Origin of the sequence: Achromobacter sp. ACM01 (assembly GCF_014851745.1) — a bacterium.
Lineage (GTDB): Bacteria > Pseudomonadota > Gammaproteobacteria > Burkholderiales > Burkholderiaceae_B > Achromobacter > Achromobacter aegrifaciens.
In genome coordinates, this window is record NZ_JACVAF010000001.1 from 228735 (window position 1) to 253608 (window position 24874).

Sequence of the window (24874 nt, forward strand, 5' to 3'; positions counted from 1 at the left end):
TGCCGTCCCTATTTGCAATCAGGGACGGATAAAAACCTGGCGGGGCGTTGCGGTTAGCGCACGTGTTTCCAGTACGAGGCGTTGAGGCGCCAGGTAACCAGGAAGAACAGCAGCAGGAACAACATGACACCGACGCCGAGACGGACGCGGAATGTCTGGACGGGTTCGGCCATCCAGGACATGAACGCAGTCAGGTCGGCGACGTCGTTGTCGTATGTTGCGACTTGGGCCGGGTTAGCGGCCTTGAATTTGGCATCGAAGGTGGCATGGCCGTGGTAGTTGGCTACCGGTTCGGCCTTGACCGTGGAAAAACCCTGTGCATCGTACACCGTGGTGACGCGTTCCCAGGTTTTGGGGGCGCCCGCCTTGCCTTCGACCTCGTGCATGGCGACGGTCGTGAGTTCGCGCGGACCCTGCACTTCCCAGAGCGCGTGGGGCATGCCCACCGACGGGAAGACCAGATTGTTCCAGCCCGTGGGACGCGCCGTGTCGCGGTAGAAGGTGCGCAGGTAGGTGTAGATGTAGTCGGCGCCCGAGGGGCCGGCGTTCACGGATTTGGCGCGCGCGATCACGGACAAGTCCGGGGGCGTCGTGCCGAACCACTGCTTGGCGTCCTTCGGGGTCATGGCGACGTTCATCATGTCGCCGACCTTTTCGCCGGTGAACAGCAGGCTTTCCTTGATCTGCTGGTCGGTCAGCCCGATGTCCTTGAGCTTGTTGTAGCGCATCGAGGACGCGCTATGGCAGTTCAGGCAGTAGTTGACGAACAGCTTGGCTCCGTTCTGCAGCGACGACATGTCGTTGACGCGGTACGGGGCCTTGTCCAGGGGGTAGCCGCCTCCGGCGGCAAGGGTGGCGGTACACGTGAGCATCAAGGCCACGGCACCAATCAGCTTCTTGATCATGGTTAATCCGTTATCTGGTGGGCTCAGTGGGCGTGGAACGTGACGCGGTCGGGCACCTTCTTGAAAGTGCCCAGGCGGCTCCATACCGGCATCAGGAAGAAGAATGCCAGGTACAGCAGCGTGCCGATTTGCGACGTGATGTTCAACGGCGGACTGGGCGGCTGCGTACCGATGTAGCCGAGCACCAGGAAGTTGACCATGAAGATGCCGTAGATCCACTTGTGCCAGGTCGGGCGGTAGCGGATCGACTTGACCGGGGAATGGTCCAGCCACGGCAGGAAGAACAGGATGACGACCGTGCCGCCCATGGCGACCACGCCCCAGAACTTGGCGTCGATCACGCGCAGCAGCACGGCCACGACGATCAGGATGCCGGGGACGGCGATGCGCATGAAGCCCTTCAGGTTGCTCTTGACGAGCAGCGCGATGGCGCCCAGCACGGAAGCGCCCGCCAGCACCCAGGTGAACTCGTCGGTGGTGGCGCGCAGCATCGAGTAGAACGGCGTGAAGTACCAGACCGGCGCGATGTGCGGAGGCGTCTTCAGCGAGTCAGCAGGGATGAAGTTGTTGAACTCGAGGAAGTAGCCGCCCATTTCCGGCGCGAAGAACACGATGAACGCGAACACGAGCAGGAAGCCGGCCACGCCCATCAGGTCGTGGACCGAGTAGAACGGGTGGAACGGGATGCCGTCCTTCGGGCGGCCGTACTTGTCCTTCGGGCCTTGCTTGATCTCGATGCCGTCCGGGTTGTTCGAGCCGACTTCGTGCAGCGCCACCAGGTGGGCCGCGACCAGGCCCACCAGCACCAGCGGGATGGCGATGACGTGGAAGGCGAAGAAGCGGTTCAGCGTGGCATCCGACACGACGTAGTCGCCGCGGATCCAGATGGACAGCTCAGGGCCGATGAAGGGAATGGCCGCGAACAGGTTCACGATCACCTGCGCGCCCCAGTAGGACATCTGGCCCCAGGGCAGCAGATAGCCGAAGAAGGCTTCCGCCATCAGACAGAGGAAGATCGCGACGCCGAAGATCCACACGAGTTCGCGCGGCTTGCGGTAGGAACCGTAAAGCAGCCCGCGCAGCATGTGCAGGTACACGACGACGAAGAACATCGACGCGCCGGTGGAGTGCATGTAGCGCACCAGCCAGCCCCACGGGACTTCGCGCATGATGTATTCGACGGACTGGAACGCGCGTTCGGCGTCCGGCTTGTAGTGCATGACCAGGAAGATGCCGGTCACGATCTGCAGCACCAGCACCAGCAGGGCCAGTGAGCCAAAGAAGTACCAGAAGTTGAAGTTCTTCGGTGCGTAGTACTCGGACAGATGGGCTTTCCAGGTGGAGGTCACCGGGAAGCGCCGGTCCAGCCAGCCCAACAGGCCTGTCGTCTCGACGGTTTTCTCGCCAGCCATGTAACGGCTCCTTCTCTAATACGTGGCGTATTTGTTTTACTTACGTAATTCGGGAAAAAAGCGCGACGCGCGCGTCAGGCCTTGTTGTCTTCATCGACGCCCACGATGATGCGGGTGTCGGTGAGATATTGGTACGGCGGGACTTCGAGGTTGTCGGGAGCGGGCTTGTTCTTGTAGACACGGCCGGCCAGATCGAACGTGGAGCCGTGGCAAGGACAGAGGAATCCGCCCTGCCAGTCGGCGCCCAGACTGCCGCCTTTCTCGAAGTGGGACGTGGGCGAGCAGCCGAGGTGGGTACAGATGCCGACGCAGACGAAGAGCTCGGGCTTGCGCGAGCGGCCTTCGTTTTCGGCGTATTTGGGCGTGAAGCCGGGGCGCTTGGAATCAGGATCGGCCAGCAAGGCGTCCTGGGTCTTGAGACCAGCGAGTTGTTCAGGCGACCGGTGGATGATCCAGACCGGTTTTCCGCGCCATTCAACCGTCTTCATGGTGCCGACGGGAATGTCGCCGACGTCCACTTCAACGGGAGCCCCGGCAGCGCGGGCCTTTTCGGAGGGAGAAAACGTGCTCACAAGCGGCACTGCCGTTGCGACACCTGCTACGCCACCCACAGCACAGGCGGTGGTAACCCAGAAACGTCGCGAAGGATCAGGTGGCAGGTTGGGATCAACCGCACCGTCATCATCGTGCACCAGCGTATCCTGACTCATCTTCCTATCCTTGTTGATGCGCCCGCTCTACGAGTAGCATCACTTCTGCGGCATCGGGTTCGCGGGAATTTGTAACAACATAGCAACCGCGTATTATAGCGCCAGCCCACTCACGGGCGTATCACGAAGGGAGTGCTTTTATGAGCAAAGCGACTGGTTTCGTCAAAGAATTCCGAGATTTCGCTGTCAAAGGCAACGCAGTGGACCTGGCGGTCGGTGTCATCATCGGCGCGGCGTTCGGCAAGATCGTCGATTCGCTGGTCAAGGACATCGTCATGCCGTTGGTCAACTTCATCCTCGGAGGCTCGGTCGATTTTTCGAACAAGTTCCTGGTTCTGTCGATGCCGGCCGGCTACAACGGCCCCATGACCTACGCCGACCTGACCAAGGCTGGCGCCAACGTTTTTGCGTGGGGTAATTTCGTCACGATCATCATCAACTTCGTGTTGCTGGCGTTCGTGATCTTCTGGATGGTCAAGGCCATCTACAAGGCCCGCACCAAGGCCGAGGAAGCGCCGGCGCCCGCTGCGACGCCCGAAGACGTGGCGCTACTGCGCGAAATCCGCGATCTGCTCAAAAAGCCCTGATCCGATGCTGCCGCAGGCCCGGAATCCACGCAGACGCGGATCCGGGCGGCGGCTGGCGGACGTTCCCGCCGGCGCACGCCGGCCCCCGCTGAACGATCCGCTGCCTGTTTTCTTCCCCTAGTCCCGTTCCGCAGCCATTTGCCGTTCGACGCGCCGAGCGAACATGGCGAAGCTTGCGCGCACGATGCTGGGCTTGAGCAGGAAGTCGTGCGATTCGGCGGCCAGCGCATCGTTCACCGGTTTCACCTCGCCATAGGCGGCGGCCGCCTGCAGCTGATTGCGGGCGGCGCGTTCGATCAGCACCGACAGGTACAGCGCTTCCTCGATGCATGAGCCGGCCGCCAGAAAGCCATGGTTGGCCAGCAGAATGCTGCGCTTGGCGCCCAGCGCCGCCGAGATGATCTCGCCTTCCTGGTCGGCGATGGGCAGGCCGGGCCATTCCTTCAGATGAGCACAGTCGTTGTGGAACGGCGTCGCGTCCATGTGCGCGACGACCAGCGGCTGGCCCGTCATGGACAGCGTCGATACATGGGGCGGGTGCGTGTGGATGATGCATTGCACGTCGGGACGCTGGCGATAGACCCAGAAGTGAAAGCGCACGGCAGGGTTCGGCGTGCCGGGGCCGTCGAGCACTTCCATGTTGTCGTTGATGCGGATGACCGAGGCCGGGACGATCTCGTCGAAGGCCTGGGCCAAGGGCGTCGTCAGGAACGTGCCGTCTTCCTTGCGTACGGTGATCTGGCCCGCCAGCGTTTCCGAATGGCCTTCGCTGGCGAGAATGCGACAGCTCAGGGCCACCTTCTCTTCTTCGCTCCAGTTCCCGAAGTCGAGCTTGTTCGCGGAGCGCGCAAAGAAGGCGTCGGCATGGGCTTGTTTTTCCAGCATGGGGTCTCCTTGGGATAATGGCTCCATTACACGCCCGCCTCCGCCGCCAGCGATTGACCGATCACGAACGAGGGTTGACTCAATGCGACAGGAAGGCCGGCGCCTTTCGGCCAGTGTTGGCCGACCCGACTGAGTGTTCCGAGCATGCCACGCGCCCGCCAGACAGTGAATCCCTCCGCCCGGCCCGCCTGTTCCGAGGCGGATCTGAACTTTGCGCCCCAGTTCCGCCCTTTCTATGCGCAGGAGATCGCTGGCTACGAGCGCGAGCTGGACAAGCTGGTGCTGCCGGGCGAATTCAGGGCCCTGACCGAACCGCCCAGGCTGCTATTGCAGGCCTGCAGGCTGCGCGCGGGCGGGCTGGTGGTGAGTCTGGAGTCCACGCCGATCAGCGTGCAGCACCGCGCGGAACATGCGGCCGATCTGGAGCATGCGGAGTTCCTGGCGAGCTTTGTGATTGCCGGACACGGCGTCATCGTGCAGAACGATGCGACGCTGCCGCTGGAACCCGGCGACATCATCTTCCGCACGACCGCGCTGCCATCGGAAATCCGGATGTACACCGATTCGCGCATTGTGGTGGTCAAGGGGCCGCTGTCGCGCCTGTTGGGCGCGCACAGCCTGGCGATGTCGCAGTTCACCGCGCAGCGCGGCGTGGCCGTCCTGCCCATGGTGCAGACCGCCCATCGCTGCCTGCATCATGTGTTCTTCGACAAGGCGGAATCGAACCCGACGTCGTCGCTGTTTGCCGAACAGGCGCTGTTGGCGCTGCTGGCTTCGATCTACACCAGCCAGGCGCTGGAGAAGATACCGGGCGATGCGCGCGGGCCCGCCGATAACTGGCAGGTGCTGGCCAGCTACATCGATGCCCACATCACCGATCCGGAACTGTCGGTGCAGGCGGTGGCGGATGTGCTGCGCGTGACCACGCGCTGGGTGCACCGCTTGTTCAAGATGCGCTCGCTGCAATACACCAGCTACGTGCGTGAACGCCGTCTGCAGCTGGCCAGGGAAGCGCTGGAGGATCCGCGGCGTGCGCATGTCGAGGTCAAGGAGATCGCGGCCTCTTGCGGCTTTCAGCACGCGAGCCATTTCATCCGCCGCTTCCATGAACGCTTCGGCATGTCGCCGGCCTTGTACCGCAAGACTGCCAGAAGCGGCAACGGCGGCGCGTAGCGTCGCGCCGCCTGCTCTTGCCGTGCCTGCGCGTCAGGCGCGGCGCAGGTCCTGCGGCGTGGGCTTCATGAGAAACGCCGAGGTGCCGGCCACGATGCCGAGGAAGGCCAGATAGACGCCGACGGGAAGAATGCTGTCGAATTTCTGCACCAGCGTGGCCGAGATCAGCGGCGCCAGCCCGCCGCCGATGGCGGCCGAGAACTGGACCCCGATGGACAATCCGGAATAGCGCAGCTCTGCGGGAAACTGCGCGCTGTAGAGGCTGGATTGCGGCGCGATCATGATCGCGTAGTTGAAGGCCATGGCGACGAAGACGGCGAGACTGTATGCCATCAACGAACCGCTGCCCACCGCGAGAAAGATCGGAATGGCCATGAGTCCCAGCAGCATGCCGCCCCAGCCACAGACGCGGCGCGCGCCGATGCGGTCGGCCAGCACGCCGAACAGCGGAATGGTGAACATCAGCACGCCGGCGCCGTAGAGCAAGGCATGCAGCGCGTCGGCGCGGCTGAAGCCGAGCTTGGACACCGCGTAGGAAACCGAGAACACCAGGAATGTGTAGATCAGCGTGACCTCGGCGATCTTGCAGCCTATGCACAGCAGCAGCGATTTGCCGTGCGCGCGCAGCAGTTCACCCAGGGGCATCTTGTCTTGCACGGACTGTCTGTTGCGCGCCTTCTCGCGCTTGACCTCTTCGAATTCAGGCGATTCGTCGATGCCGTGGCGGATGAACAGGCCGACGACGATGAGCACGGCGCTGGCCAGGAACGGCAGGCGCCAGCCCCAGGGCAGGAAGTCCTCTTCCGGCAGCCGCGTCACCAGCGCGAAGGAACCGACCGACAGCAGGATGCCCAGAGGCGCGCCCACCAGCGGCAGGCTGCCGAAGAATGCCTTCCATTTGGGCGGCGCGTGTTCGACCGCCATCAGCATGGCGCCGCCCATTTCGCCACCGAACGACAGCCCCTGGCCGATGCGCAGCGCCACCAGCAGCACCGCCGCCGAGATGCCGATCTGTTCATAGGTCGGCAGCAGTCCGATGAGCACCGTGCATATGCCCATCAGCAGCAGGCTGAGAGTCAGCATGGACTTGCGGCCGATGCGGTCGCCGAAATGGCCGAAGAGGATGCCGCCGATGGGCCGCGCCAGCATGCCGCTGGCGAAGGCTCCGAAGGCGGCCAGCGTGCCGGTCACGGGATCGAACTGCGGGAAGAAAATCTTGTTGAACACCAGCGCCGCGGCGGTACCGTAGGCGAGGAAGTCGAAGGCTTCCACGGCGGTGCCGATGACCGTGGCAACGGCGACCCGGAACAGATTCGGTTTCTTGTGTGATTGGGCTATAGGCTGCGCGGCCTGGATGGCGTCCATGTCGTTCCCTCTTGTCTTGTAATAGTGGTTTTTGTCGTTGTGCGCGGGCCTCAGGGACCCGGTGGCACATACCCCGGCAACTGCTGTATGCGCTTGCGCCACGCCGCGATGGCGGGATAGGCGTCGATGTCGACGGCGGCTTCCTCGGCCAGCGCCAGGTAGCCGTAGCAGGCAATGTCGGCCACGGTCGGCGCATCGCCGCCCGCCAGCCAGGCGTGGCTCGCAAGACGCTGGTCCAGGCGTTGCAGCACGCGGTCGGTGCGGGCCTGCATGCCAGGCACGTCGAGCAGGGCCTCGCTTACGCCCAGGTGGTGCGCGGCTTCGGCGTTGCTGACGACGTGTGTCAGGCGCAGCGGCTGGAGGCTGTTGGCGATCTCGTTGGCGGATACCGACATCCAGGCATGCATGGCGCCGATGCGCGGCAGCGGCGCCAGCCATTCGGGGGCGTAGTGATGCGCCAGATGCAGCAGGATGGCGTGGCTGTCCCAGATGGCGGTGTCGCCATCGGTCAGCGCGGGGATCTGCTGGAAGGCGCTGACGCGCTCGAATTCCGCGGTCTGGTTCTTGCGGGCCAGCACGTCGACGAACCGGCTTTGGTAGTCCCGGCCGATGAGCGCAAGAAAGAGGCGCACCTTGTAGCAGTTGCCGGAGCGCGGGTGGTCGTAGAGGGTCAGCATTCAATGGCTCCGTGTGTAGGAGGCCCGGCCGGAAGGGGCCGGCAGCGGGCGGCTGCATGGAATGCTAGGGCTGTGGACTGCGTGCGGAATTGACAGGGAGAGAACCGCGATTGACCAGATGCGACGCACAGGCGCCGCCTTGATCGCGCCCTCTGGTTTTCCCCTAGCCGAGTCCTGCCGATTCGGGCGCGAGCGGCGCGCACGGCCATAGCGCGCCGTGCAATGAAAACGCCCCCTTGCGGGGGCGTGTCTTTGGGGGCGCTGCCGGTTATGCCGGGTTGTCGATGTCGACGAATTCGACCTTGATACCGAAATGTTCCGCGACCGCCTGGCCCAGCGCCTGCGCGCCGTAGCGTTCGGTGGCATGGTGGCCTGCGGCGATGAAGCCCACGCCGGTTTCGCGCGCCAGGTGCACCGTGGATTCGGAGACCTCACCCGTGATGTAGGCGCTGGCGCCTGCGTCCGCCGCATCGCCCAGCATGCCTTGCGCGCCGCCCGTGCACCAGGCCACGCGCGCCAGCGGCATGTCCGGGTCGCCCACCACCAGCGGCTGGCGGCCCAGGCGCTCGGCCACGCGCTCGCCCAACTGGCCCAGCGTCGCCACGCCTTGCGCGGCGCCCAGCCAGACCAGGTTGTCGGGGCCACAGGTCTGCGGCGCGCCATCGTCGCGCAGCGCGGGCGTCAGGCCCAGCACGCGCGCCAGCTGAGCGTTGTTGCCCAGCGTAGGATGCGCGTCCAGCGGCAGATGGTAGGCGTACAGGTTCAGGTCGTTTTTCAGGGCCAGGGCCATGCGCGCGCGGCGCGTACCGATGACGCGGCGGTCCTCGTTGCGCCAGAGCCAGCCGTGGTGCACCAGCACCGCATCCGCGCCGCGTTCGACCGCCACGCGCAGCAGGGCTTCGCTGGCCGTGACTCCGGCGATAATGTGTGCGATTTCGGATCGGCCTTCCACCTGCAGCCCGTTGGGGCAATAGTCCTTGAAGCGCGCCGCTTGCAGGGTGTCGTCCAGCCAGTTGGCCAGGACGTGGGAGTCCACTTTACTCATAGCTAGTCCTATCAGAATCATGCGCCGATATTGGCTGATCTTTGCTCAGGCCGTCACGGTCTGCCTGGGTATTCTATTCGTCGTGACGACCTTGCGGCCCGACCTGCTGCGGCTGGCCGGACCCGCGGCGGGGCCGCAGTCCGCAGCGGCCGCCGCAAGACCGCCCGCTGCGCGCATCCAGGCCACGGCGTCCTATGCCGAGGGCGTGGCCCGCGCGGCTCCTTCCGTGGTCAACGTATACACCACCAAGCACGTTAACGTGCCGCTGATTCCGCTACCCGACGATCCGGTGCTGCGCCAGTTCTTTGGCCAGGTGCCCGGCGTGACCCGGCGGCAGGCCTCGACCAGCCTGGGGTCCGGCGTGATCGTGAACCAGGACGGCTACGTGCTGACCAACTACCACGTGGTGCAGGCCGCGGAAGCGATCGAGGTTGCGCTGTCCGACGGCCGCCGCGATACCGCGAAAGTGGTGGGCGCGGATCCGGACACCGATCTGGCCGTGCTGAAGCTGGCCACCTTGCGCGCCCTGCCCGCTGCCACGCTGGCGCCGGACCGGGGCTTGCGCGTGGGCGACGTGGTGCTGGCCATCGGCAATCCGTTCGGCGTGGGGCAGACCACCACGCTGGGCATCGTGTCGGCGCTGGGCCGCAACGGACTGGGCCTGAACACCTACGAGAACTTCATTCAGACCGACGCGGCGATCAACCCCGGCAATTCCGGCGGCGCGCTGGTCGACGCCGCCGGCAATCTGGTGGGCATCAACACCGCCATTTATTCCGAATCAGGCGGGTCGATGGGCATAGGCTTCGCCACCCCCATCGAGATCGCGCGCAAGGTCATGGACGAGATCGTCAAGACCGGCGCGGTCAAGCGCGGCTGGCTGGGCGTGGAGCCGCAGGACGTCACCCCGGAGCTGGCACGCGCCTTTGGGCTGGACCGCGACACCACCGGCGTGATCATCGCTGGCGTGATGCGCGACGGGCCGGCGGCGCGCGGCGGCCTGCGGGTGGGCGACATCGTGCAGTCGGTCAACGGCAAGCGGATGATGGATACCGCCAGCCTGCTGTCGGAGATCGCGCAGCTGCCGCCGGGCCAGAGCGCCAAGCTGGGAATATTGCGCAGCGGCAAGCCGGCCGAGCTGGCCGTGGTGGTGGGTACGCGCCCGGGCAAGCCGCGCTAGGACGGGGCCGGGTCCGCGGGCGGGGGCTCAGGTCGCGGCGGGGTCTTTGGCCATCAGGCGCACCGCCGACAGGATGGCTTTCTTGGTGCTTTCGGATTGGGTGCGCAGCAGCGCCCATATTTCCGTGCAATAGCCGTCCGGGGCATGGTCCGGCGGGAATGCGCTGTCTTGCGGTGTATCCCCACCCGGCCCCACGCCGTCGGTCAGCCACGGCACGCTGGTGTCCAGCGCCCGCGCCAGCCGCAGCAAGGTGGCGCGAGACGGCGAGTAGCAGTCTTCGCGCATGAGGATCCGATGGATGCACGATTGCGGCACGCCGGAAATGCGCGCCAGCTGGTTCTGGCTTTTGATGCCGCGCCAGCGCATCAGGGTATGCAGTCTTTGGGCGAGTGACATAAGGGCAATGTAGAGTTGCCGCAGGCCGCCCACAAGGTGAAACGGTCCTGCTTTGTGGGCAGGACCGTCCGAAGGGATCAGTGGCGTTCTGTCAGCGAGTCCGAACCGGCCTCGCTCTCTGCTTCTGGTTTGGGCGTGACCAGCCGGGCGCAGATCAGCCCGACCTCATACAGCAGGCACAAAGGCACTGCCAGCATGAACTGGCTGACCACGTCGGGCGGCGTGACCACGGCGGCGATGATGAAGGCCCCCACCACCACGTAGCCGCGCGCTGCCTTCAGCTTGGACAGTTCGACCACGCCCATCTTCACCAGCAGCACCACGGCCACGGGCACTTCGAAGGTGATGCCGAAGGCCATGAACATCGTCATGACGAAGCTCAGGTAGGCCTCGATGTCCGGCGCCGGCGTAATGGACTGCGGCGCGAACGTGGCGATGAAGTGGAACACCGTGCGGAACACCACGAAATAGCAGAACGCCATGCCCGCGATGAACAGAAAAGTGCTGGAAACGATAAGCGGCAGCGCCAGGCGCTTTTCATGCCGGTACAGGCCGGGCGCCACGAAGGCCCAGGCCTGGTACAGCACCACAGGCAGCGCCAGGATGAACGCAGCCATCATCGTGACCTTGACGGGCACCATGAACGGCGTGATGACGCCGGTGGCGATCATGCGCGTGCCTTCGGGCAGCGAAGCCAGCATCGGCTGGGCCAGCACGTCGTAGATGGCCGACGCGCCGGGGTAGATGAACAGCACGATGAATATGCCGATCACGGCGGCGGCGGCGCGCAGCAGGCGGGTGCGCAGCTCGACCAGGTGGGAGATGAAGGTCTCCTGCTGGCCTTCTTCTTGGGAGGCGTCCTGGGTCACGTCGGGGTTCCGGAGGGCGCGACGGGCTTGGCGGCGGGCGCGGCGTCGTCGGCCTTGGGCGCGCTGGGCGCGGGTTGTTGGGTTGCGGCAGGCGCAGGCGCAGCCACCGGTGGCAGATCCAGGTCCAGGCTGTGGTTCTGGCCGGGCGGCGGCGCGATGCTGCGCTCGGGTTCGGCAGGCGTTTCGCTGGCCACGGCCGGTTCGGCCTTGATGTTGGCTTCGCGCGCGACTTCGTCGAGTTCCGCGCGGAACTGCTGGACGGGTTCCTGCAGCGAGGCCTGGGTTTCGTTCAGCGACTTCTGCACGCCCTGGGCGGCATCTTCCATTTCGCTCTTGAACTTGCGCAGTTCGTCGAGCTCGATTTCGCGCTGGATATCGGATTTCACGTCATTGACGTAACGCTGCGCGCGCCCGAGCAGGTGGCCGACGGTGCGGGCAACCTTGGGCAGGCGTTCGGGGCCGATGACGATCAGGGCGATGACGCCGATCACCATCAGTTCAGTGAAGCTGACATCAAACATTCGACGGCCGCTCGGGAGTGGATGCAATAAGGGCCGGCCTGTTCAGGACGGCCCGGGAGCCGAGCAGGCGCTCAGGAGTTGGATTTTTCCTTGGCCTGCACGTCGATGGTGTCGCCGGAGACGCGTTGTTGCGCGATCGGTTCGGCCGGCTTGTCGCCGCCGTTGGCGTCCTTCATGCCTTCCTTGAAGCCCTTGACCGCGCCGCCGAGGTCCGAGCCGATGTTGCGCAGCTTCTTGGTGCCGAAAATCAGCGCCACGATGACCAGGACAACCAACCAATGCCAGATGCTGAAACTACCCATGATGTTTCTCCGAATTACGCGTTGGGGGCCACGCGCCCTTTCCAGGGTCGCGAGCCGCCGATGATGTGGAAATGCAGATGCGGGACTTCCTGGCCGCCTTCGACGCCAGAATTGATCATGATGCGAAATCCGCCATCAGGGCCCGGATTGCAACCGTTTTCAGCGGCTAACCGCGGCGCTAACGACATCATTCTACCCAACCATTCTGCGTCCTCCCCCTTAATATCCTGCATGGATGTGACATGACGTCGAGGGATCAGCAATAAATGTACCGGCGCGGCCGGATTAATGTCGTGGAACGCAACAAAGTCCTCGTCCTCGTAGATTTTCTTGGACGGGATGTCGCCAGCGGCGATCTTGCAGAAAATACAGTTGTCGCTCATTTTTCCGGGTTCCGTGTTCAATCTTGCGGGCGGCTTGCCTTTTCCACCAGGCCGGACAGGCCCTCGCGGCGAGCCAGTTCGGCCAGTACGTCTTCGGGCCGAAGCTTGAAATGGGTCAAGGCCACCAGGCAATGGAACCACAGGTCGGCGGTTTCGCTGACGATGCGGTCGGGCACGCCGTCCTTGGCGGCCATGACCAGTTCGGTGGCTTCTTCGCCGATCTTCTTGAGGAAGGCGTCCGGGCCTTTGGCCAGCAGCTTGGCGGAATAGGAGGCTTGGGGATCGCCGCCGTTTTCGGGACGGCGGGTTTCCAGGGTATCGGCGATGCGCGCGAGGATTTCGGCGGCGCTTGCGGCTTGAGCGGTCATTTGTAGATCAGTTCGGGGTCTTTCAGCACGGGGTCCACCGTGATCCAGGATGCCTGGTCGGTCTGGCCTTCCAGGCGGCGGTAGAAGCAGCTGGCGCGCCCGGTATGGCAGGCGATGCCGCCTTGCTGGTGGATCTTGAGCAGGATCACGTCGCCGTCGCAGTCCAGGCGCAGTTCATGGACTTCCTGGGCATGGCCGGACTCTTCGCCCTTGCGCCAGAGGCGCTGGCGGGAACGCGACCAGTAAACGGCGCGCCCGGTGGCGGCCGTTTCGGCGAGCGATTCGCGGTTCATCCAGGCCACCATCAGGATCTGGCCGTTTTCGGCGTCCTGCGCGATGGCGGGTATCAGGCCGTTTTCGTCGAAGACGACATCGGCCATCCAGGCGGGTTCGTTGCTCATCTCATTCATCCGTTGTCCTCGCGCGGCGCCTTGCAGGCCGCCACTGGCGCGTGGGGACTCATAATCTTACGGCAATACCTTGTTGCACGCCTGAGAGGGGCCTCCCAAACTGATCCAGACTATCCCCAATCCAGGCCAGCCGAGCTGGGTTTTTCAATGCGTGCCAAGCAATCCGGCCTATGCAATTCGAGGCGCCACACAAGCGGGGCCGCGCGGAGCCGGGCTCTGCCGGTCCGCTGCGGCACCCCCCTGGGGGGGAAGCGCCGCAGGCGCTTCGGGGGGGCTACATCCGGACCGGGATGCCCTGCTCAGCCATGAAGTGCTTGCACTCGCCCACAGTGTGCTGGCCGAAGTGGAAGATGCTGGCGGCCAGCACCGCGCTGGCGCGGCCGGTGGTGACGCCGTCGGCCAGATGCTGCAGGTTGCCCACGCCGCCGGAGGCGATGACGGGCACGGGCACGGCGTCCGAGACGGCGCGGGTGAGTTCCAGGTCGAAGCCGGACTTGGTGCCGTCACGGTCCATGCTGGTCAGCAGGATTTCGCCGGCGCCGTAGGCGGCCATGCGGCGCGCCCAGGCCACGGCGTCCAGCCCGGTGGCCTTGCGGCCGCCGTGGGTGAAGACTTCCCAGCGGGCGGGTTCGCCCGCGGCCGAGACGCGGCGCGCGTCGATCGCCACCACCACGCATTGCGAGCCGTGGTAGTCCGAAGCGGCCCGGACCAGTTCCGGATTGGCCACGGCGGCGCTGTTGATGCTGATCTTGTCGGCGCCGGCATTCAGCAGGCGCTGGATGTCGGACACCTGGCGCACGCCGCCGCCCACCGTCAGCGGAATGAAAACCTGCGAGGCCACCTGCTCGATGATGGGCAGGATCAGGTCGCGGCCGTCGCTGGTGGCGGTGATGTCGAGGAAGGTGAGTTCGTCGGCGCCCTGTTCGTTGTAGCGGCGGGCGATCTCGACGGGGTCGCCCGCGTCGAGCAGGTTGACGAAGTTCACGCCCTTGACGACGCGGCCCGCGGTGACGTCAAGGCAGGGAATGATGCGGCGGGTCAGCGCGCTTTGCACGGGCGCGCCGGCCGCGGGGGTGCTGCTGGAGGTGGTCATTTTGCCAGTTCGTCGGCGCGTGCCTGCGCCGCTTGGAAGTCGAGCGTGCCTTCGTAGATGCTGCGGCCCAGGATGGCGCCTTCGACGCCGTCTTCCTCGACGGCGCAGAGAGCTTCGATGTCCTGGATGCCGGCGATGCCGCCCGATGCGTAGACCGGGATGCGCACGTGCTGGGCCAGGCGGACCGTGGCTTCGACGTTGACGCCGGACAGCATGCCGTCGCGGCCGATGTCCGTGTAGATGATGGCTTCGCAGCCGTAGTCCTCGAACTTCTTGGCCAGGTCGAGCACGTCGTGGCGGGTCAGCTTGCTCCAGCCGTCGGTGGCGATCTTGCCGTCGCGGGCGTCCAGGCCGACGATGATCTGGCCCGGGAAGGCGCCGCAGGCGTCCTGCAGGAAGCCGGGATTCTTGACCGCGGCCGTGCCGATGATCACGTAGGAGATGCCGGCGTCGAGGTAGCGTTCGATGGTGTCGAGGTCGCGGATGCCGCCGCCGATCTGCACGGGGATGTCGTCGCCGACAGCGTCCAGGATCGCCTTGATGGGGGCTTCGTTCTTGGGTTTGCCGGCGACGGCGCCGTTCAGGTCGACCAGATGCAGGCGGCGAGCGCCTTGGTCGAGCCAGCGTGTGGCCATGGCGGCGGGGTCTTCAGAGAACACCGTTGCATCGTCCAGGTCACCCTGGCGCAGGCGCACGCAGCGCCCGTCTTTGAGATCGATGGCGGGGATCAGCAGCATGGTGGGCAGCGAAAAAATATATGGGTTGAAAGGGCTGGCGGGCGTGGGCTCGGAGCCTACGGCTGCCAGTCTACAAAATTGCGATACAGGCGCAAACCGTGCTCGGCGCTCTTTTCGGGATGAAACTGCACCGCGAAAATGTTAGCTGCCGCCACCGCGCAGGTAAAGGCAAGGCCATACTCGGTTTCACCAACAGTCAGGTCCGGATCTTCCGGGTCGGCGTAGTAGCTATGGACGAAATAGAAGTGCGTTTCGTCCGGAATGCCGGCCCAGATAGGATGAGAGCGCGTCTGGCGCACTTTGTTCCATCCCATGTGCGGGACCTTGAGGCGCTCGGGGCGGGTGTCGGCCAGTCCGGCGCCGCCGGCGTCGGTCAGGCAGGCCGCGTCATCGCTGACGGGATCGGCAAAGCCGGGGCCCGAGAAGCGGCGCACCACGCCGGGGAACAGCCCCAGGCAGGAGGTGCCGCCTTCCTCGCTGGAATCGAACAGCATCTGTTCGCCCACGCAGACGCCCAGCAGAGGCTTCTCGCGCGCGGCGCGCACCACGGCCTCGCGCAGGCCGGATTCGTTCAGGGTGCGCATGCAGTCCGCCATGGCGCCCTGGCCGGGAAACACGACGCGGTCGGCCGCGGCGATTTCCTGGGGCTGGCTGCAGATGCGGATGTCGGCATCGGGGGCGGCGTATTTCAGGGCGCGGGCGACGGAATGGAAATTGCCCATTCCGTAGTCGACGATGGCGATAGTGGTCACTTCTTTCTGCCTGCTGCGGGTGGATGGCGGAGGTGTTACAGCACGCCCTTGGTGGAGGGCACGACGTCGCCCATGCGGGGATCGACTTCCATGGCCATGCGCAGGGCGCGGCCACAGGCCTTGAAGACCGTTTCCGCCTGGTGGTGGGCGTTGACGCCGCGCAGGTTGTCGATGTGCAGCGTGATCAGGGCGTGGTTGACCAGGCCCTGGAAGAATTCGCGCGTCAGGTCCACGTCGAAGTCGCCGATGCGGGCGCGGGTGAAGGGGATGTGGTATTCCAGGCCCGGGCGGCCGGAGAAGTCCACCACCACGCGCGACAGCGCTTCGTCCAGCGGCACGTAGGCGTGACCGTAGCGGCGCAGGCCGGCCTTGGTGCCGACCGCCTTGGCGATGGCCATGCCCAGCGTGATGCCCACGTCTTCCACCGTATGGTGCGCGTCGATGTGCAGATCGCCTTCCGCCTTGATGTCGAGGTCGATCAGGCCGTGGCGGGCGATCTGGTCCAGCATGTGGTCCAGGAACGGCACGCCGGTGTCGATCGTCTGCTTGCCGGTGCCGTCGATATTGACGGCCACGCGGATGCGGGTTTCGTTGGTGTTGCGGGTGATCTCAGCGGTACGCATGTTAAGCACTCAAAATCTCTTGCAGGGCGGATAGCAAGGCGGCGTTTTCGGCCGGGGCGCCCACCGAGATGCGCAGGCAGTTGGCCAGCAGCGGATGGGCGTTGGAGAAGTTGCGAATCAATATTTTGCGCGTTTTCAGGGCAAGATGCACGGCGTTGCCGTCCAGCTTGCCGGAAAAGCGGGCAAGAACGAAGTTGCCGGCGGAAGGGAATACCCGCACCCCGGGCAGTTGGGCCAGGGCGGCGGCCAGCGGTTCGCGGTCTGCACGCAGGCGGGCGGCCTGTTCGTCCAGCACCGGCTTGTGGCGCAGCACGGCCGACAGCGTGGCCTGGGTCAGCACGTCCAGGTTGTAGGGCGGGCGGACCTTGTTCAGTTCCGCGATCCAGGCTGGGTGGCCGGCCAGGTAGCCGAAGCGCAGGCCGGCCAGGCCGATCTTGGACACCGTGCGCATGACGACCACGTTCGGCGCGTCCAGCACCTGCGGCATCCAGGTGTGGCCGGCGAAGGGCTGGTAGGCCTCGTCCAGCACCACCAGGCCGGGGGCGGAGGCGATGATGGCCGCTACATCCTCATCGGACCAGAGGCCGCCGGTGGGGTTATTGGGCACGGCCAGGAACACCACCTTGGGCTGGTGTTCCTGGACGGCGGCCAGCATGGCCGGCAAGTCCAGGGTCAGGTCGGCCGTCAGCGGCACGCCGACGAAGCGGGCGTGGTCGAAGCGCGCGGCCATGTCGAAGTAGACGAACGACGGCCAGGGCGACAGCACCGTGTCACCCGGATTGCAGCAGGCCTGCACCACGATGTGGATGAGCTCGTCCGAGCCGTTGCCGAACAGCACGTCTGCCCCATCCGGCACGCCGAAGGCCGCTTTCACGGCCGCTTGCAGCGCCGACAGGTCAGCCGCGGGGTAACGGTTCAGCGGCGTGTCGCGCACGGCGCGGGCGATGTCGTCGCGAACCGCCTCGGGCAGTTCGTAGGGGCATTCCATGGCGTCGAGCTTGATGCAGCCCTCGGCATGGGCCACGGGATAGGCGGCCAGCTCGCGGATGTCCGCCCGGACGGTGCCGGCGATGCGGCCCGGCACGGTCATGGCTGGTCGATCCGGTATTGGGCGCTGGCGGCATGCGCCTGCAGGCCCTCGCCCAGCGCCAGTTCGGCGGCGATGCGGCCCAGCTTCTGGGCGCCCTGGTGCGAAACCTGGATCAGGCTGGAGCGCTTCTGGAAGTCATAGACGCCCAGCGGCGAGGAAAAGCGCGCAGTGCGCGAGGTCGGCAGCACGTGGTTGGGACCGGCGCAGTAGTCGCCCAGCGATTCGGAGCTGAAGCGGCCCATGAAGATGGCGCCTGCGTGGCGGATCTGCGCGGTCCATTTTTCGGGGTTCTCGGTGGAGATCTCGAGGTGCTCGGGCGCGATGTCGTTGGCGATCCGGCAGGCTTCTTCGAGATCCTGGACCAGGATCAGCGCGCCGCGGTTGGCCAGGCTGACGCGCAGGATGTCGGCGCGCGGCATGGTGGGCAACAGGCGTTCGATCGAGGCCTGCACTTCTTCGATGAAGGCGGCGTCCGGGCACAGCAGGATGGATTGCGCCAGTTCATCGTGCTCGGCCTGGGAGAACAGGTCCATGGCGATCCAGTCGGCCGGCGTCTTGCCGTCGCAGATGACCAGGATTTCGCTGGGGCCGGCGATCATGTCGATGCCGACGACGCCGAACACGCGGCGCTTGGCGGCGGCGACGTAGGCGTTGCCCGGGCCGACGATCTTGTCCACGGCCGGCACGGTGGCGGTGCCGTAGGCCAGCGCGCCCACGGCCTGCGCGCCGCCGATGGCGAAGACGCGGTCCACGCCGGCGATGGCCGCGGCGGCCAGCACGATGGGATTGCGCACGCCGTCCGGCGTGGGCGTGACCATGACCAGTTCCTGCACGCCCGCGACCTTGGCCGGAATGGCGTTCATCAGCACCGAGGACGGATAGGCGGCCTTGCCGCCGGGCACATACAGGCCCACGCGGTCCAGCGGAGTCACCTGCTGGCCCAGCATGGTGCCGTCGGCATCCGTGTAGGTCCAGGTCTCGGCGCGCTGGCGTTCGTGGTAGCTGCGCACGCGGTCGGCGGCGGCTTCCAGCGCGTTGCGCTGAGCGGCGGGCAGCGCGGCCAGGGCCGCCTGCCAGTCCGCCTTGGGGATCTCCAGCGTCTGGGCCGATGCGCCGGGCATGCGGTCAAAGCGCTGCGTGTATTCCACCAGCGCGGCGTCGCCGCGGGCGCGCACGTCGGCCAGGATGCCGGCCGCGGCGCGGTCGATGGATTCGTCCTCGGTGGCTTCGAAGGCCAGCAGCGTGGACAGGGCGGATTTGAATCCGGGATCGCGGGAGTCGAGACGATTGATCAGGGCCATGGCGTCATGGAGCAAGCAGGTAACGGCCGCCGCGGCGTCGCGGCGGGCGAGGGTCAGGCGTTGCGGGCAGCGGCTCTTTCGAAGGCGTCCAGCAGCGGTTGCAGGCGGGCGCCGCGGGTCTTCAGCGCGGCCTGGTTGACGATCAGGCGCGAGGAGATCGGCATGATGTCTTCCACCGCGACCAGGTCGTTGGCGCGCAGGGTGCCGCCGGTGGACACCAGGTCCACGATGCAGTCGGCCAGTCCCACCAGCGGCGCCAGTTCCATCGAACCATACAGCTTGATGATGTCCACGTACACACCCTTGGCCGCGAAGTGTTCACGGGCTGACTGCACGTATTTGGTGGCCACGCGCAAACGCGCGCCCTGGTGGACGGCGCCTTCATAGTCGAAGCCCTTGCGCACGGCCACAGCCAGGCGGCACTTGGCGATGTTCAGGTCGATCGGCTGATACAGGCCGCCGGGCTGCTCCTTGGCGTGCTCGATGAGCACGTCCTTGCCCGCGATGCCGAGGTCGGCCGCGCCGTACTGCACATAGGTGGGCACGTCCGAGGCGCGCACGATGATCAGGCGCAGGCCGGGGTCGCTGGTGGGCAGGATCAGCTTGCGCGAGCTTTCGGGATTCTCGGGGACTTCGATGCCGGCCTCGGCCAAGAGCGGCATGGTTTCTTCGAAGATGCGCCCTTTGGACAGGGCCAGGGTCAAGGGGGGGATGACGGTGGCATCGTTCATGCCTGTTCCTTGGTGACGCGTTGGATGTTCGCGCCCAGGGCGCGCAGTTTGACTTCCATCTGGTCGTAGCCGCGATCCAGGTGGTAGATGCGGTCGACGAGGGTTTCGCCTTCGGCCGCGAGGCCGGCGATGACCAGGCTGGCCGAGGCGCGCAGGTCGGTGGCCATGACGGTGGCGCCCGACAGCTTCGGCACGCCGCGCACGATGGCGGTGTGGCCGTCGATGTCGATGTCCGCGCCCATGCGGCGCAGTTCCTGCACGTGCATGTAGCGGTTTTCGAAGATGGTCTCGACGACGACCGAGGTGCCTTCGGCCACGGCGTTCAGCGCCATGACCTGGGCCTGCATGTCGGTGGCGAAGCCGGGGTACTCCAGCGTGCGAAAGCCCACGGCGCGAGGGCGCGAGGACATGGCGCAGCGGATCCAGTCGGGGCCGGTCTCGATGGTGAGGCCGGCCTCGGTCAGCTTGCCCAGCGTGGCGCCGAGGATGTCCGCGTCGGTATTGCGCAGGACGATGTCGCCGCCCGCCGCGCCGACGGCGCACAGGAAGGTGCCGGCTTCGATGCGGTCGGAGATGACGCGGTGTTCGGCGCCATGCAGGCGCTCGACGCCGTCGATCACGATGCGGCTGGTGCCGTGGCCCTGGATGCGAGCGCCCATCTTGATGAGCAGTTCGGCCAGGTCCACCACTTCCGGTTCGCAGGCGGCGTTTTCCAGCACGGTCCGGCCTTCGGCCAGCACGGCGGCCATCAGCAGGTTCTCGGTGCCGGTGACGGTGACCATGTCGGTGCGCACGGAGGCGCCCTTCAGGCGCTTGGCGCGCGCCACCACGAAGCCGTGTTCGATGCTGATTTCCGCGCCGAGCGCGGCCAGGCCCTTGATGTGCTGGTCCACGGGGCGCTGGCCAATGCTGCAGCCGCCGGGCAGGCTGACGCGGGCTTCGCCGAAGCGCGCCAGCAGAGGGCCCAGCACCAGGATGGAGGCCCGCATGGTCTTGACTAGATCGTAGGGAGCTTCCAGCTTGTCGACCTGGTTGGCCTGCAGCGTGACCGTGCCGTCCGCGTCACGCTCGGCGCGCATGCCCATGCGGCCTAGCAGGCGCAGCATGGTGGCCGTGTCGTTCAGGTGCGGCACGTTGCTGAGGGTCAGCGCGTCGGCGGTCAGCAGGCCTGCGCACAGGATGGGCAGGGCCGAGTTCTTGGCGCCGGAGATGGAGATTTCGCCTTGCAGGCGCGAACCTCCGGTGATGCGTAGCTTGTCCATTACTTGCCTGCTTGCTGGTATTCGGCGGGAGTCAGGGTGCGCATGGACAGCGCATGGATCTCGGCCTTCATGCGGTCGCCGAGCGCGGCATAGACCAGCTGGTGGCGCTGGATCAGGCGCTTGCCTTCGAAGGCGGTGCTGACGATGACCGCGTCGAAATGCGAGCCGTCGCCTTGCACGTCTAGGTGTTCACAGGGCAGGCCGTCCGCGATGTATTGGCGGACTTGCGCGGGAGTGGGAAGCATGGACGTCAGTTCCTGAGTTTGTAGCCGCTGGCCAGTAGCCGCAGCGCATAGAGCGATAGCGCGAGGAACACCCCCGTCACCACCGCCAGGCTGCGCCAGGGGGAGACGTCCGACACCGAGAAGAATCCGTAGCGGAAGCCGTCGATGGTGTAGAAGATGGGGTTCCAATGGGACACGCCCTGCCAGAAGGCGGGGAGCGTGTGGATGGAATAGAACACGCCGGACAGGAAGGTGGCCGGCATGATGAGGAAGTTCTGGAAGGCCGCGAGCTGGTCGAATTTTTCGGACCAGAGGCCCGCGATCAGGCCCAGCACGCCCATGATGCCGCAGGCCAGCACGGCGAAGACGGCCAGCCACAGCGGGTGGGTGGGAATCAGCGACACGAAGAACAGCGCCACCACCCACACGCACAGCCCGACCGCGAGGCCGCGCACGATCGCCGCCAGCACATAGGCGGCGAAGATGTCGCGGTGCGACAGCGGCGGCAGCAGCATGAAGACCAGGTTGCCCGTGATGCGGCTCTGGATCAGCGACGACGAGGGATTGGCGAAGGCGTTCTGCAGCATGCTCATCATCATGAGCCCGGGAATCAGGAACGCCGTGTAGGGCACGCTGCCATACACCATGACGCGCCCTTCCAGCACGTGGGCGAAGACCAGCAGGTACAGCAGCGCGGTGATGACGGGCGCGGCGATGGTCTGGAAGCTGACTTTCCAGAAGCGCAGCAATTCCTTGCGCAGCAAGGTCGGGAAGCCGGAGCCCGCATCCAGGCGGGGCTGCACCAGCGGCTGGCTGGCGGTCGCGGCGGGCTGGGTCATGACGAGATCTCTTCGGGTTGCAGGGCGGGCGCGGGTTGCTCGTCGCCTTCGTGCATGATGCGCACGAAGGCGTCTTCCAGGTCGACGCCGCCGACGCGGGCCATCAAGGCCTGGGTGGTGTCCAGCGCCACGATGCGGCCGCGCTTGAGCATGGCGATGCGGCCGCACAGGGCTTCCGCTTCTTCCAGGTAGTGGGTGGTCAGCATGATGGTGTGGCCGGCCTTGTTCAGGCGCGAAATGAATTCCCACAGCGTGCGCCGGAGGTCCACGTCGACGCCGGCGGTGGGTTCGTCCAGCACGATCACGGGCGGGCGGTGCACCAGCGCCTGGGCCACCAGCACGCGGCGCTTCATGCCGCCGGACAGCGCCCGCATATTGGAGTTGGCCTTGTCGGCCAGCCCCAGGTTGAACAGGATTTCGTCGATCCAGTCGTCGTTCTTGCGCAGGCCGAAATAGCCGGACTGGATGCGCAGGGTCTCGCGCACCGTGAAGAACGGGTCGTAGACCAGCTCTTGCGGCACCACGCCCAAAGCCCGCCGCGCCGACTTGTAGTCGGCCACGACGTCGTATCCACAGACCGTGGCGCGGCCCGAACTGGCGTGCGCCAAGCCGGCCAGGATCGAGATCAGCGTGGTCTTGCCGGCGCCATTGGGGCCGAGCAGGCCGAAGAACTCGCCGTGCTCGATATTCAGGCTGACATTGTCCAGCGCCTGGAAGCCGGCGGCGGGCGCGCGCCCGAGCAGCTTCTGCCAGCCGCGCTGGCGCGGGGAGTAGACCTTGGAGACGTTTTCTAGACTGACGGCGGACATGACGGCGGGAGATGGCCCGAAAAGAGCGAATTGATCATTATATAAGCGCGTCGCTGCCGTTCCGGCCGGTAGCCCTGGCATTCCCCCGGGTATCCGGCTGGTCTGTCCCTAAAAGAATCGGCCCGGCGGGCCACTGGGGCGCGCCGGGCCGCGACAGCCGCAAGGCCGATCATTGGTTGCGTTGGTTCAACGCCTTGATCAGGCCGTCGATGCCGTCGCGGTTGATCTGCTGCGCGAACTGGTTGCGGTAGTTCTCGATGAGCCAGATGCCTTCGACGTTCATGTCATAGATCTTCCAGCCTTGGCCCGTCTTTTCCAGGCGGTAGTCGACGCCCACCGGCTGGTCGTTGCCCTGGGAGATCAGGGTGCGCACGACCACGTCGTCGGCTTTGGGGTCGCCGCGGAACGGCAGTGCGCGCACCGTGGTGCTGGACGTGACGCGGGTCAGCGCGCCGCTGTAGGTGCGCACCAGCGTGCCGCGGAAGGCCTCGGCCAGTTCCTTTTTCTGCACATCGTTGGCCTGGCGCCAGTAGCGGCCGGCGGCCAGGCGCGTGGTCTTCTGGAAGTTGACGTAGGGCAGGATGTGCTCGTTGACGACCTGGTTGATGCGGGCGGTGTTGCCCGCCTTGACGGCGCCATCGGCCTTCAGCACGTCCAGGGCCTCGTTGGCCGCGGCGAGCACGAACTGGTCGGGAGAACCGTTGGGGTCGGGTTTGGCCTGCGCGCCGGCGCTCAGGCCCAGGGCCACGAGGCCCGTGAAAACCAGACGCTGCAGCAGGGAAACAAAGGAAACTCGCATCAAAACTCCTTACTTGTACTGGGGCGCACCCCGCGGCTTACTTGGCCGCAGGTTGCGCCGCGGGTTGAGCCGCCGGCTGCGCGGCGGGGGCGGCGTCGTCCTCGTCGTCTTCGTAGTTGGGCAGCGAGGACTCGTCGTCCACCTTCTGGCCCAGCACCATGGCGGCGCGGCGCTGCAGATAGGCGTCGCGCACGAAGCTGTAGGGATCGAGCGCGACGCGGTCGATGGTGTCGGTGGCGCTCAGCAGGCTGGCGCGCGTGTCCACCACGCGCAGGCCCCACAGCGAGTTGCGCAGGCGCACGTTGTCGATGGAATCGACGCCCATGTAGCCGTAGGTGGTGCCCGCGTAGTCGCCGATCAGGCCAGCGCCGTCGCGTACCGACGACGAGCCGAAGAACGGCAGCACCAGGTACGGACCCTGGCTGAAGCCCCACACGCCCAGCGTGGTGCCGAAGTCGTTCGGGATGCGGCGCGCGCCGTTGGCCGAGGCGACGTCGAAGCAGCCGCCCACGCCCATGGTGGTGTTGAACAGGAAGCGGCCCAGCGTGTTGACGAAGTCGTGGCCGCGGCCCTGCAGGAAGCTGTTGGCGCCGGACCAGAGGTCACCGACGTTGCTGAAGATGTTGTGCACGCAGCTGCGCACCGGCTGCGGCGTGACGAAGGTGTAGGCCTGCGCCACCGGCTTGAAGACGGCACGGTCGACGGTGTCGTTGAATTTGTAGACGCCCCGGTTGAAGCCTTCCCAGGGATCGCGGGGATCCGGGTTCTGCGGCGCGGCGCAGCCTGCCATCAGCGCGCCCGCGGCGGCAACGGTGGCAATCCTGCAAATGGTTTTCTTATTCATGATCAGGGCATCCCTATCAACGATTCTTATGATATTGCGTACCTTGGACGCGCTGCTGTTACCGCGTCTGTCGCATTGTCTTTAATTTGGCGTTTTCGCGGCGGGTTCCGGCGCGCTCGAGCCTTGCTTCTCGGCCGACCCGTACAGGAACTGGCTGATCAGTTGTTCAAGCACCACGGCGCTTTGCGTGTAGCGGATCTTGCCGCCGTCGACAAAGTTTTCCTCTTCGCTGCCCGCGGTCAGGCCCAGGTATTGTTCACCCAGCAGGCCCGACGTCAGGATGGACGCCGAAGTGTCCTTGGGGAACTGATAGGCCGTTTCCAGGTTGACCGAGACGATCGCCTGGAAGGTCTTGTCATCGAACGAGATGCCGGCAACCCGGCCCACGACGACCCCCGCGCTCTTGACGGGCGCGCGCACCTTGAGGCCGCCTACGTTATCGAAGTTGGCCGTCAGCGTATAGGTCGGGGCGAAAGAAAAGGTGCTCAAGTTGCCGGCGCGCAACGCCAGGAACGCCAGCGCGACCGCGCCCAGCAATACAAACAGGCCTACCCAGAAGTCGGTTTTTTCGCGAGACATGAT

Annotated in this window: 31 protein-coding genes; 3 read left to right on the forward strand and 28 right to left on the reverse strand. The window is 65.8% G+C overall.

All coding sequences use genetic code 11. From position 1 onward, the window contains the following. Positions 1–53: 53 nt before the first annotated feature. The 3 genes from IB268_RS01095 to petA form a co-directional block, all read right to left on the reverse strand. Positions 54–905 (reverse strand): cytochrome c1, encoded by an 852-nt coding sequence (locus IB268_RS01095; RefSeq protein WP_054455538.1) that lies wholly within the window; start codon positions 903–905, stop codon positions 54–56. 23 nt (positions 906–928) lie between these two features. Next, entirely contained in the window at positions 929–2317 is a 1389-nt protein-coding gene (locus IB268_RS01100) for a cytochrome bc complex cytochrome b subunit (protein ID WP_054455536.1), read from the reverse strand. Between the two features lie 74 nt (positions 2318–2391). Further along, entirely contained in the window at positions 2392–3027 is a 636-nt protein-coding gene (gene petA / locus IB268_RS01105) for a ubiquinol-cytochrome c reductase iron-sulfur subunit (RefSeq protein WP_054455534.1), read from the reverse strand. 140 nt (positions 3028–3167) lie between these two features. On the opposite strand from petA, the gene mscL reads away from it, so the two are divergent. Then, a complete protein-coding gene (mscL, locus tag IB268_RS01110; protein ID WP_042795720.1) occupies positions 3168–3614 on the forward strand; it encodes a large conductance mechanosensitive channel protein MscL in 447 nt (148 codons plus the stop codon). A gap of 117 nt (positions 3615–3731) precedes the next feature. On the opposite strand, the gene IB268_RS01115 is transcribed toward mscL, so the two are convergent. Next, positions 3732–4499, reverse strand: a complete 768-nt coding sequence (locus IB268_RS01115) for an aldolase (protein ID WP_175163688.1) — start codon at positions 4497–4499, stop codon at positions 3732–3734. Between the two features lie 144 nt (positions 4500–4643). On the opposite strand from IB268_RS01115, the gene IB268_RS01120 reads away from it, so the two are divergent. Then, on the forward strand, positions 4644–5672 hold the full coding sequence (locus tag IB268_RS01120; RefSeq protein ID WP_054455530.1) for an AraC family transcriptional regulator: 1029 nt from the start codon (positions 4644–4646) through the stop codon (positions 5670–5672). Positions 5673–5705: 33 nt separating this feature from the next. Here IB268_RS01120 and IB268_RS01125 read toward each other — a convergent pair whose 3' ends face one another. The 3 genes from IB268_RS01125 to IB268_RS01135 all read right to left on the reverse strand — a co-directional run bounded on the left by IB268_RS01125 (position 5706) and on the right by IB268_RS01135 (position 8759). Beyond that, complete coding sequence (locus IB268_RS01125; protein WP_192353707.1) at positions 5706–7037, reverse strand: MFS transporter; 1332 nt, start codon at positions 7035–7037, stop codon at positions 5706–5708. Positions 7038–7087: 50 nt separating this feature from the next. After that, positions 7088–7714 carry a glutathione S-transferase family protein gene (locus IB268_RS01130; RefSeq protein ID WP_175212851.1) on the reverse strand — a complete coding sequence of 209 codons (627 nt, stop codon included), beginning with the start codon at positions 7712–7714 and terminating at the stop codon, positions 7088–7090. Positions 7715–7982: 268 nt separating this feature from the next. Further along, entirely contained in the window at positions 7983–8759 is a 777-nt protein-coding gene (locus IB268_RS01135) for a Nif3-like dinuclear metal center hexameric protein (protein ID WP_054455525.1), read from the reverse strand. Between the two features lie 19 nt (positions 8760–8778). Between IB268_RS01135 and IB268_RS01140 the strand changes: the two genes are divergently transcribed. Continuing rightward, on the forward strand, positions 8779–9939 hold the full coding sequence (locus IB268_RS01140; RefSeq protein WP_192353708.1) for a trypsin-like peptidase domain-containing protein: 1161 nt from the start codon (positions 8779–8781) through the stop codon (positions 9937–9939). 27 nt (positions 9940–9966) lie between these two features. On the opposite strand, the gene IB268_RS01145 is transcribed toward IB268_RS01140, so the two are convergent. The 21 genes from IB268_RS01145 to mlaD all read right to left on the reverse strand — a co-directional run bounded on the left by IB268_RS01145 (position 9967) and on the right by mlaD (position 24871). Further along, positions 9967–10335 carry a helix-turn-helix domain-containing protein gene (locus IB268_RS01145; RefSeq protein ID WP_054455520.1) on the reverse strand — a complete coding sequence of 123 codons (369 nt, stop codon included), beginning with the start codon at positions 10333–10335 and terminating at the stop codon, positions 9967–9969. A 77-nt stretch (positions 10336–10412) separates the two neighbouring features. Continuing rightward, complete coding sequence (gene tatC / locus IB268_RS01150) at positions 10413–11204, reverse strand: twin-arginine translocase subunit TatC (protein WP_054455518.1); 792 nt, start codon at positions 11202–11204, stop codon at positions 10413–10415. Continuing rightward, positions 11201–11725 carry a Sec-independent protein translocase protein TatB gene (gene tatB / locus IB268_RS01155; RefSeq protein ID WP_125471990.1) on the reverse strand — a complete coding sequence of 175 codons (525 nt, stop codon included), beginning with the start codon at positions 11723–11725 and terminating at the stop codon, positions 11201–11203. The genes tatC and tatB overlap by 4 nt, the downstream gene beginning before the upstream one ends. Before the next feature lie 71 nt (positions 11726–11796). Further along, entirely contained in the window at positions 11797–12027 is a 231-nt protein-coding gene (tatA, locus tag IB268_RS01160) for a Sec-independent protein translocase subunit TatA (protein ID WP_054455514.1), read from the reverse strand. A 14-nt stretch (positions 12028–12041) separates the two neighbouring features. Next, positions 12042–12410 carry a histidine triad nucleotide-binding protein gene (locus IB268_RS01165; RefSeq protein ID WP_054455512.1) on the reverse strand — a complete coding sequence of 123 codons (369 nt, stop codon included), beginning with the start codon at positions 12408–12410 and terminating at the stop codon, positions 12042–12044. Positions 12411–12427: 17 nt separating this feature from the next. Then, a complete protein-coding gene (locus IB268_RS01170; RefSeq protein ID WP_054455510.1) occupies positions 12428–12778 on the reverse strand; it encodes a phosphoribosyl-ATP diphosphatase in 351 nt (116 codons plus the stop codon). After that, positions 12775–13179, reverse strand: coding sequence for a phosphoribosyl-AMP cyclohydrolase (hisI, locus tag IB268_RS01175; protein ID WP_054455509.1), 405 nt, complete (start codon positions 13177–13179; stop codon positions 12775–12777). The genes IB268_RS01170 and hisI overlap by 4 nt, the downstream gene beginning before the upstream one ends. 283 nt (positions 13180–13462) lie before the next feature. Continuing rightward, complete coding sequence (hisF, locus tag IB268_RS01180; RefSeq protein ID WP_119449858.1) at positions 13463–14281, reverse strand: imidazole glycerol phosphate synthase subunit HisF; 819 nt, start codon at positions 14279–14281, stop codon at positions 13463–13465. Beyond that, positions 14278–15018 carry a 1-(5-phosphoribosyl)-5-[(5-phosphoribosylamino)methylideneamino]imidazole-4-carboxamide isomerase gene (gene hisA / locus IB268_RS01185; RefSeq protein WP_054455505.1) on the reverse strand — a complete coding sequence of 247 codons (741 nt, stop codon included), beginning with the start codon at positions 15016–15018 and terminating at the stop codon, positions 14278–14280. The genes hisF and hisA overlap by 4 nt, the downstream gene beginning before the upstream one ends. A gap of 56 nt (positions 15019–15074) precedes the next feature. Further along, on the reverse strand, positions 15075–15770 hold the full coding sequence (hisH, locus tag IB268_RS01190; RefSeq protein ID WP_054455503.1) for an imidazole glycerol phosphate synthase subunit HisH: 696 nt from the start codon (positions 15768–15770) through the stop codon (positions 15075–15077). A 35-nt stretch (positions 15771–15805) separates the two neighbouring features. Next, the gene (gene hisB, locus IB268_RS01195) at positions 15806–16393 is read right to left on the reverse strand and encodes an imidazoleglycerol-phosphate dehydratase HisB (RefSeq protein WP_013390948.1); all 588 of its coding nucleotides are present in this window, start codon (positions 16391–16393) and stop codon (positions 15806–15808) included. A gap of 1 nt (position 16394) precedes the next feature. Next, a complete protein-coding gene (gene hisC, locus IB268_RS01200) occupies positions 16395–17483 on the reverse strand; it encodes a histidinol-phosphate transaminase (protein WP_192353709.1) in 1089 nt (362 codons plus the stop codon). Then, positions 17480–18784 carry a histidinol dehydrogenase gene (hisD, locus tag IB268_RS01205; protein ID WP_054455499.1) on the reverse strand — a complete coding sequence of 435 codons (1305 nt, stop codon included), beginning with the start codon at positions 18782–18784 and terminating at the stop codon, positions 17480–17482. Before hisD ends, hisC begins: the two co-directional genes overlap by 4 nt. Positions 18785–18837: 53 nt before the next feature. Then, entirely contained in the window at positions 18838–19515 is a 678-nt protein-coding gene (hisG, locus tag IB268_RS01210; RefSeq protein ID WP_054455497.1) for an ATP phosphoribosyltransferase, read from the reverse strand. Further along, positions 19512–20777 (reverse strand): UDP-N-acetylglucosamine 1-carboxyvinyltransferase, encoded by a 1266-nt coding sequence (murA, locus tag IB268_RS01215; protein WP_054455494.1) that lies wholly within the window; start codon positions 20775–20777, stop codon positions 19512–19514. The genes hisG and murA overlap by 4 nt, the downstream gene beginning before the upstream one ends. Next, positions 20777–21022 carry a BolA family protein gene (locus IB268_RS01220; protein ID WP_013390953.1) on the reverse strand — a complete coding sequence of 82 codons (246 nt, stop codon included), beginning with the start codon at positions 21020–21022 and terminating at the stop codon, positions 20777–20779. Before IB268_RS01220 ends, murA begins: the two co-directional genes overlap by 1 nt. A gap of 5 nt (positions 21023–21027) precedes the next feature. Further along, the gene (locus IB268_RS01225; protein WP_054455492.1) at positions 21028–21840 is read right to left on the reverse strand and encodes an ABC transporter permease; all 813 of its coding nucleotides are present in this window, start codon (positions 21838–21840) and stop codon (positions 21028–21030) included. Beyond that, positions 21837–22649, reverse strand: a complete 813-nt coding sequence (locus IB268_RS01230; protein WP_054455490.1) for an ABC transporter ATP-binding protein — start codon at positions 22647–22649, stop codon at positions 21837–21839. The genes IB268_RS01225 and IB268_RS01230 overlap by 4 nt, the downstream gene beginning before the upstream one ends. 169 nt (positions 22650–22818) lie before the next feature. Further along, positions 22819–23448, reverse strand: a complete 630-nt coding sequence (locus tag IB268_RS01235) for a phospholipid-binding protein MlaC (RefSeq protein WP_175180349.1) — start codon at positions 23446–23448, stop codon at positions 22819–22821. Positions 23449–23485: 37 nt separating this feature from the next. Further along, positions 23486–24292 (reverse strand): VacJ family lipoprotein, encoded by an 807-nt coding sequence (locus IB268_RS01240; protein ID WP_054455487.1) that lies wholly within the window; start codon positions 24290–24292, stop codon positions 23486–23488. Positions 24293–24373: 81 nt separating this feature from the next. After that, on the reverse strand, positions 24374–24871 hold the full coding sequence (gene mlaD, locus IB268_RS01245; RefSeq protein WP_054455485.1) for an outer membrane lipid asymmetry maintenance protein MlaD: 498 nt from the start codon (positions 24869–24871) through the stop codon (positions 24374–24376). Positions 24872–24874 lie beyond the last annotated feature (3 nt).

What these genes read in the sequence shown, in the direction of transcription:
- IB268_RS01095 (WP_054455538.1), bottom strand. Translation starts at nt 905, where the DNA reads ATGATCAAGAAGCTGATTGGTGCCGTGGCCTTGATGCTCACGTGTACC.
- IB268_RS01100 (WP_054455536.1), bottom strand. Translation starts at nt 2,317, where the DNA reads ATGGCTGGCGAGAAAACCGTCGAGACGACAGGCCTGTTGGGCTGGCTG.
- petA (WP_054455534.1), bottom strand. Translation starts at nt 3,027, where the DNA reads ATGAGTCAGGATACGCTGGTGCACGATGATGACGGTGCGGTTGATCCC.
- mscL (WP_042795720.1), top strand. Translation starts at nt 3,168, where the DNA reads ATGAGCAAAGCGACTGGTTTCGTCAAAGAATTCCGAGATTTCGCTGTC.
- IB268_RS01115 (WP_175163688.1), bottom strand. Translation starts at nt 4,499, where the DNA reads ATGCTGGAAAAACAAGCCCATGCCGACGCCTTCTTTGCGCGCTCCGCG.
- IB268_RS01120 (WP_054455530.1), top strand. Translation starts at nt 4,644, where the DNA reads ATGCCACGCGCCCGCCAGACAGTGAATCCCTCCGCCCGGCCCGCCTGT.
- IB268_RS01125 (WP_192353707.1), bottom strand. Translation starts at nt 7,037, where the DNA reads ATGGACGCCATCCAGGCCGCGCAGCCTATAGCCCAATCACACAAGAAA.
- IB268_RS01130 (WP_175212851.1), bottom strand. Translation starts at nt 7,714, where the DNA reads ATGCTGACCCTCTACGACCACCCGCGCTCCGGCAACTGCTACAAGGTG.
- IB268_RS01135 (WP_054455525.1), bottom strand. Translation starts at nt 8,759, where the DNA reads ATGAGTAAAGTGGACTCCCACGTCCTGGCCAACTGGCTGGACGACACC.
- IB268_RS01140 (WP_192353708.1), top strand. Translation starts at nt 8,779, where the DNA reads ATGCGCCGATATTGGCTGATCTTTGCTCAGGCCGTCACGGTCTGCCTG.
- IB268_RS01145 (WP_054455520.1), bottom strand. Translation starts at nt 10,335, where the DNA reads ATGTCACTCGCCCAAAGACTGCATACCCTGATGCGCTGGCGCGGCATC.
- tatB (WP_125471990.1), bottom strand. Translation starts at nt 11,725, where the DNA reads ATGTTTGATGTCAGCTTCACTGAACTGATGGTGATCGGCGTCATCGCC.
- tatA (WP_054455514.1), bottom strand. Translation starts at nt 12,027, where the DNA reads ATGGGTAGTTTCAGCATCTGGCATTGGTTGGTTGTCCTGGTCATCGTG.
- IB268_RS01165 (WP_054455512.1), bottom strand. Translation starts at nt 12,410, where the DNA reads ATGAGCGACAACTGTATTTTCTGCAAGATCGCCGCTGGCGACATCCCG.
- IB268_RS01170 (WP_054455510.1), bottom strand. Translation starts at nt 12,778, where the DNA reads ATGACCGCTCAAGCCGCAAGCGCCGCCGAAATCCTCGCGCGCATCGCC.
- hisI (WP_054455509.1), bottom strand. Translation starts at nt 13,179, where the DNA reads ATGAGCAACGAACCCGCCTGGATGGCCGATGTCGTCTTCGACGAAAAC.
- hisF (WP_119449858.1), bottom strand. Translation starts at nt 14,281, where the DNA reads ATGACCACCTCCAGCAGCACCCCCGCGGCCGGCGCGCCCGTGCAAAGC.
- hisA (WP_054455505.1), bottom strand. Translation starts at nt 15,018, where the DNA reads ATGCTGCTGATCCCCGCCATCGATCTCAAAGACGGGCGCTGCGTGCGC.
- hisB (WP_013390948.1), bottom strand. Translation starts at nt 16,393, where the DNA reads ATGCGTACCGCTGAGATCACCCGCAACACCAACGAAACCCGCATCCGC.
- hisC (WP_192353709.1), bottom strand. Translation starts at nt 17,483, where the DNA reads ATGACCGTGCCGGGCCGCATCGCCGGCACCGTCCGGGCGGACATCCGC.
- hisD (WP_054455499.1), bottom strand. Translation starts at nt 18,784, where the DNA reads ATGGCCCTGATCAATCGTCTCGACTCCCGCGATCCCGGATTCAAATCC.
- hisG (WP_054455497.1), bottom strand. Translation starts at nt 19,515, where the DNA reads ATGAACGATGCCACCGTCATCCCCCCCTTGACCCTGGCCCTGTCCAAA.
- murA (WP_054455494.1), bottom strand. Translation starts at nt 20,777, where the DNA reads ATGGACAAGCTACGCATCACCGGAGGTTCGCGCCTGCAAGGCGAAATC.
- IB268_RS01220 (WP_013390953.1), bottom strand. Translation starts at nt 21,022, where the DNA reads ATGCTTCCCACTCCCGCGCAAGTCCGCCAATACATCGCGGACGGCCTG.
- IB268_RS01225 (WP_054455492.1), bottom strand. Translation starts at nt 21,840, where the DNA reads ATGACCCAGCCCGCCGCGACCGCCAGCCAGCCGCTGGTGCAGCCCCGC.
- IB268_RS01230 (WP_054455490.1), bottom strand. Translation starts at nt 22,649, where the DNA reads ATGTCCGCCGTCAGTCTAGAAAACGTCTCCAAGGTCTACTCCCCGCGC.
- IB268_RS01235 (WP_175180349.1), bottom strand. Translation starts at nt 23,448, where the DNA reads ATGCGAGTTTCCTTTGTTTCCCTGCTGCAGCGTCTGGTTTTCACGGGC.
- IB268_RS01240 (WP_054455487.1), bottom strand. Translation starts at nt 24,292, where the DNA reads ATGAATAAGAAAACCATTTGCAGGATTGCCACCGTTGCCGCCGCGGGC.
- mlaD (WP_054455485.1), bottom strand. Translation starts at nt 24,871, where the DNA reads ATGTCTCGCGAAAAAACCGACTTCTGGGTAGGCCTGTTTGTATTGCTG.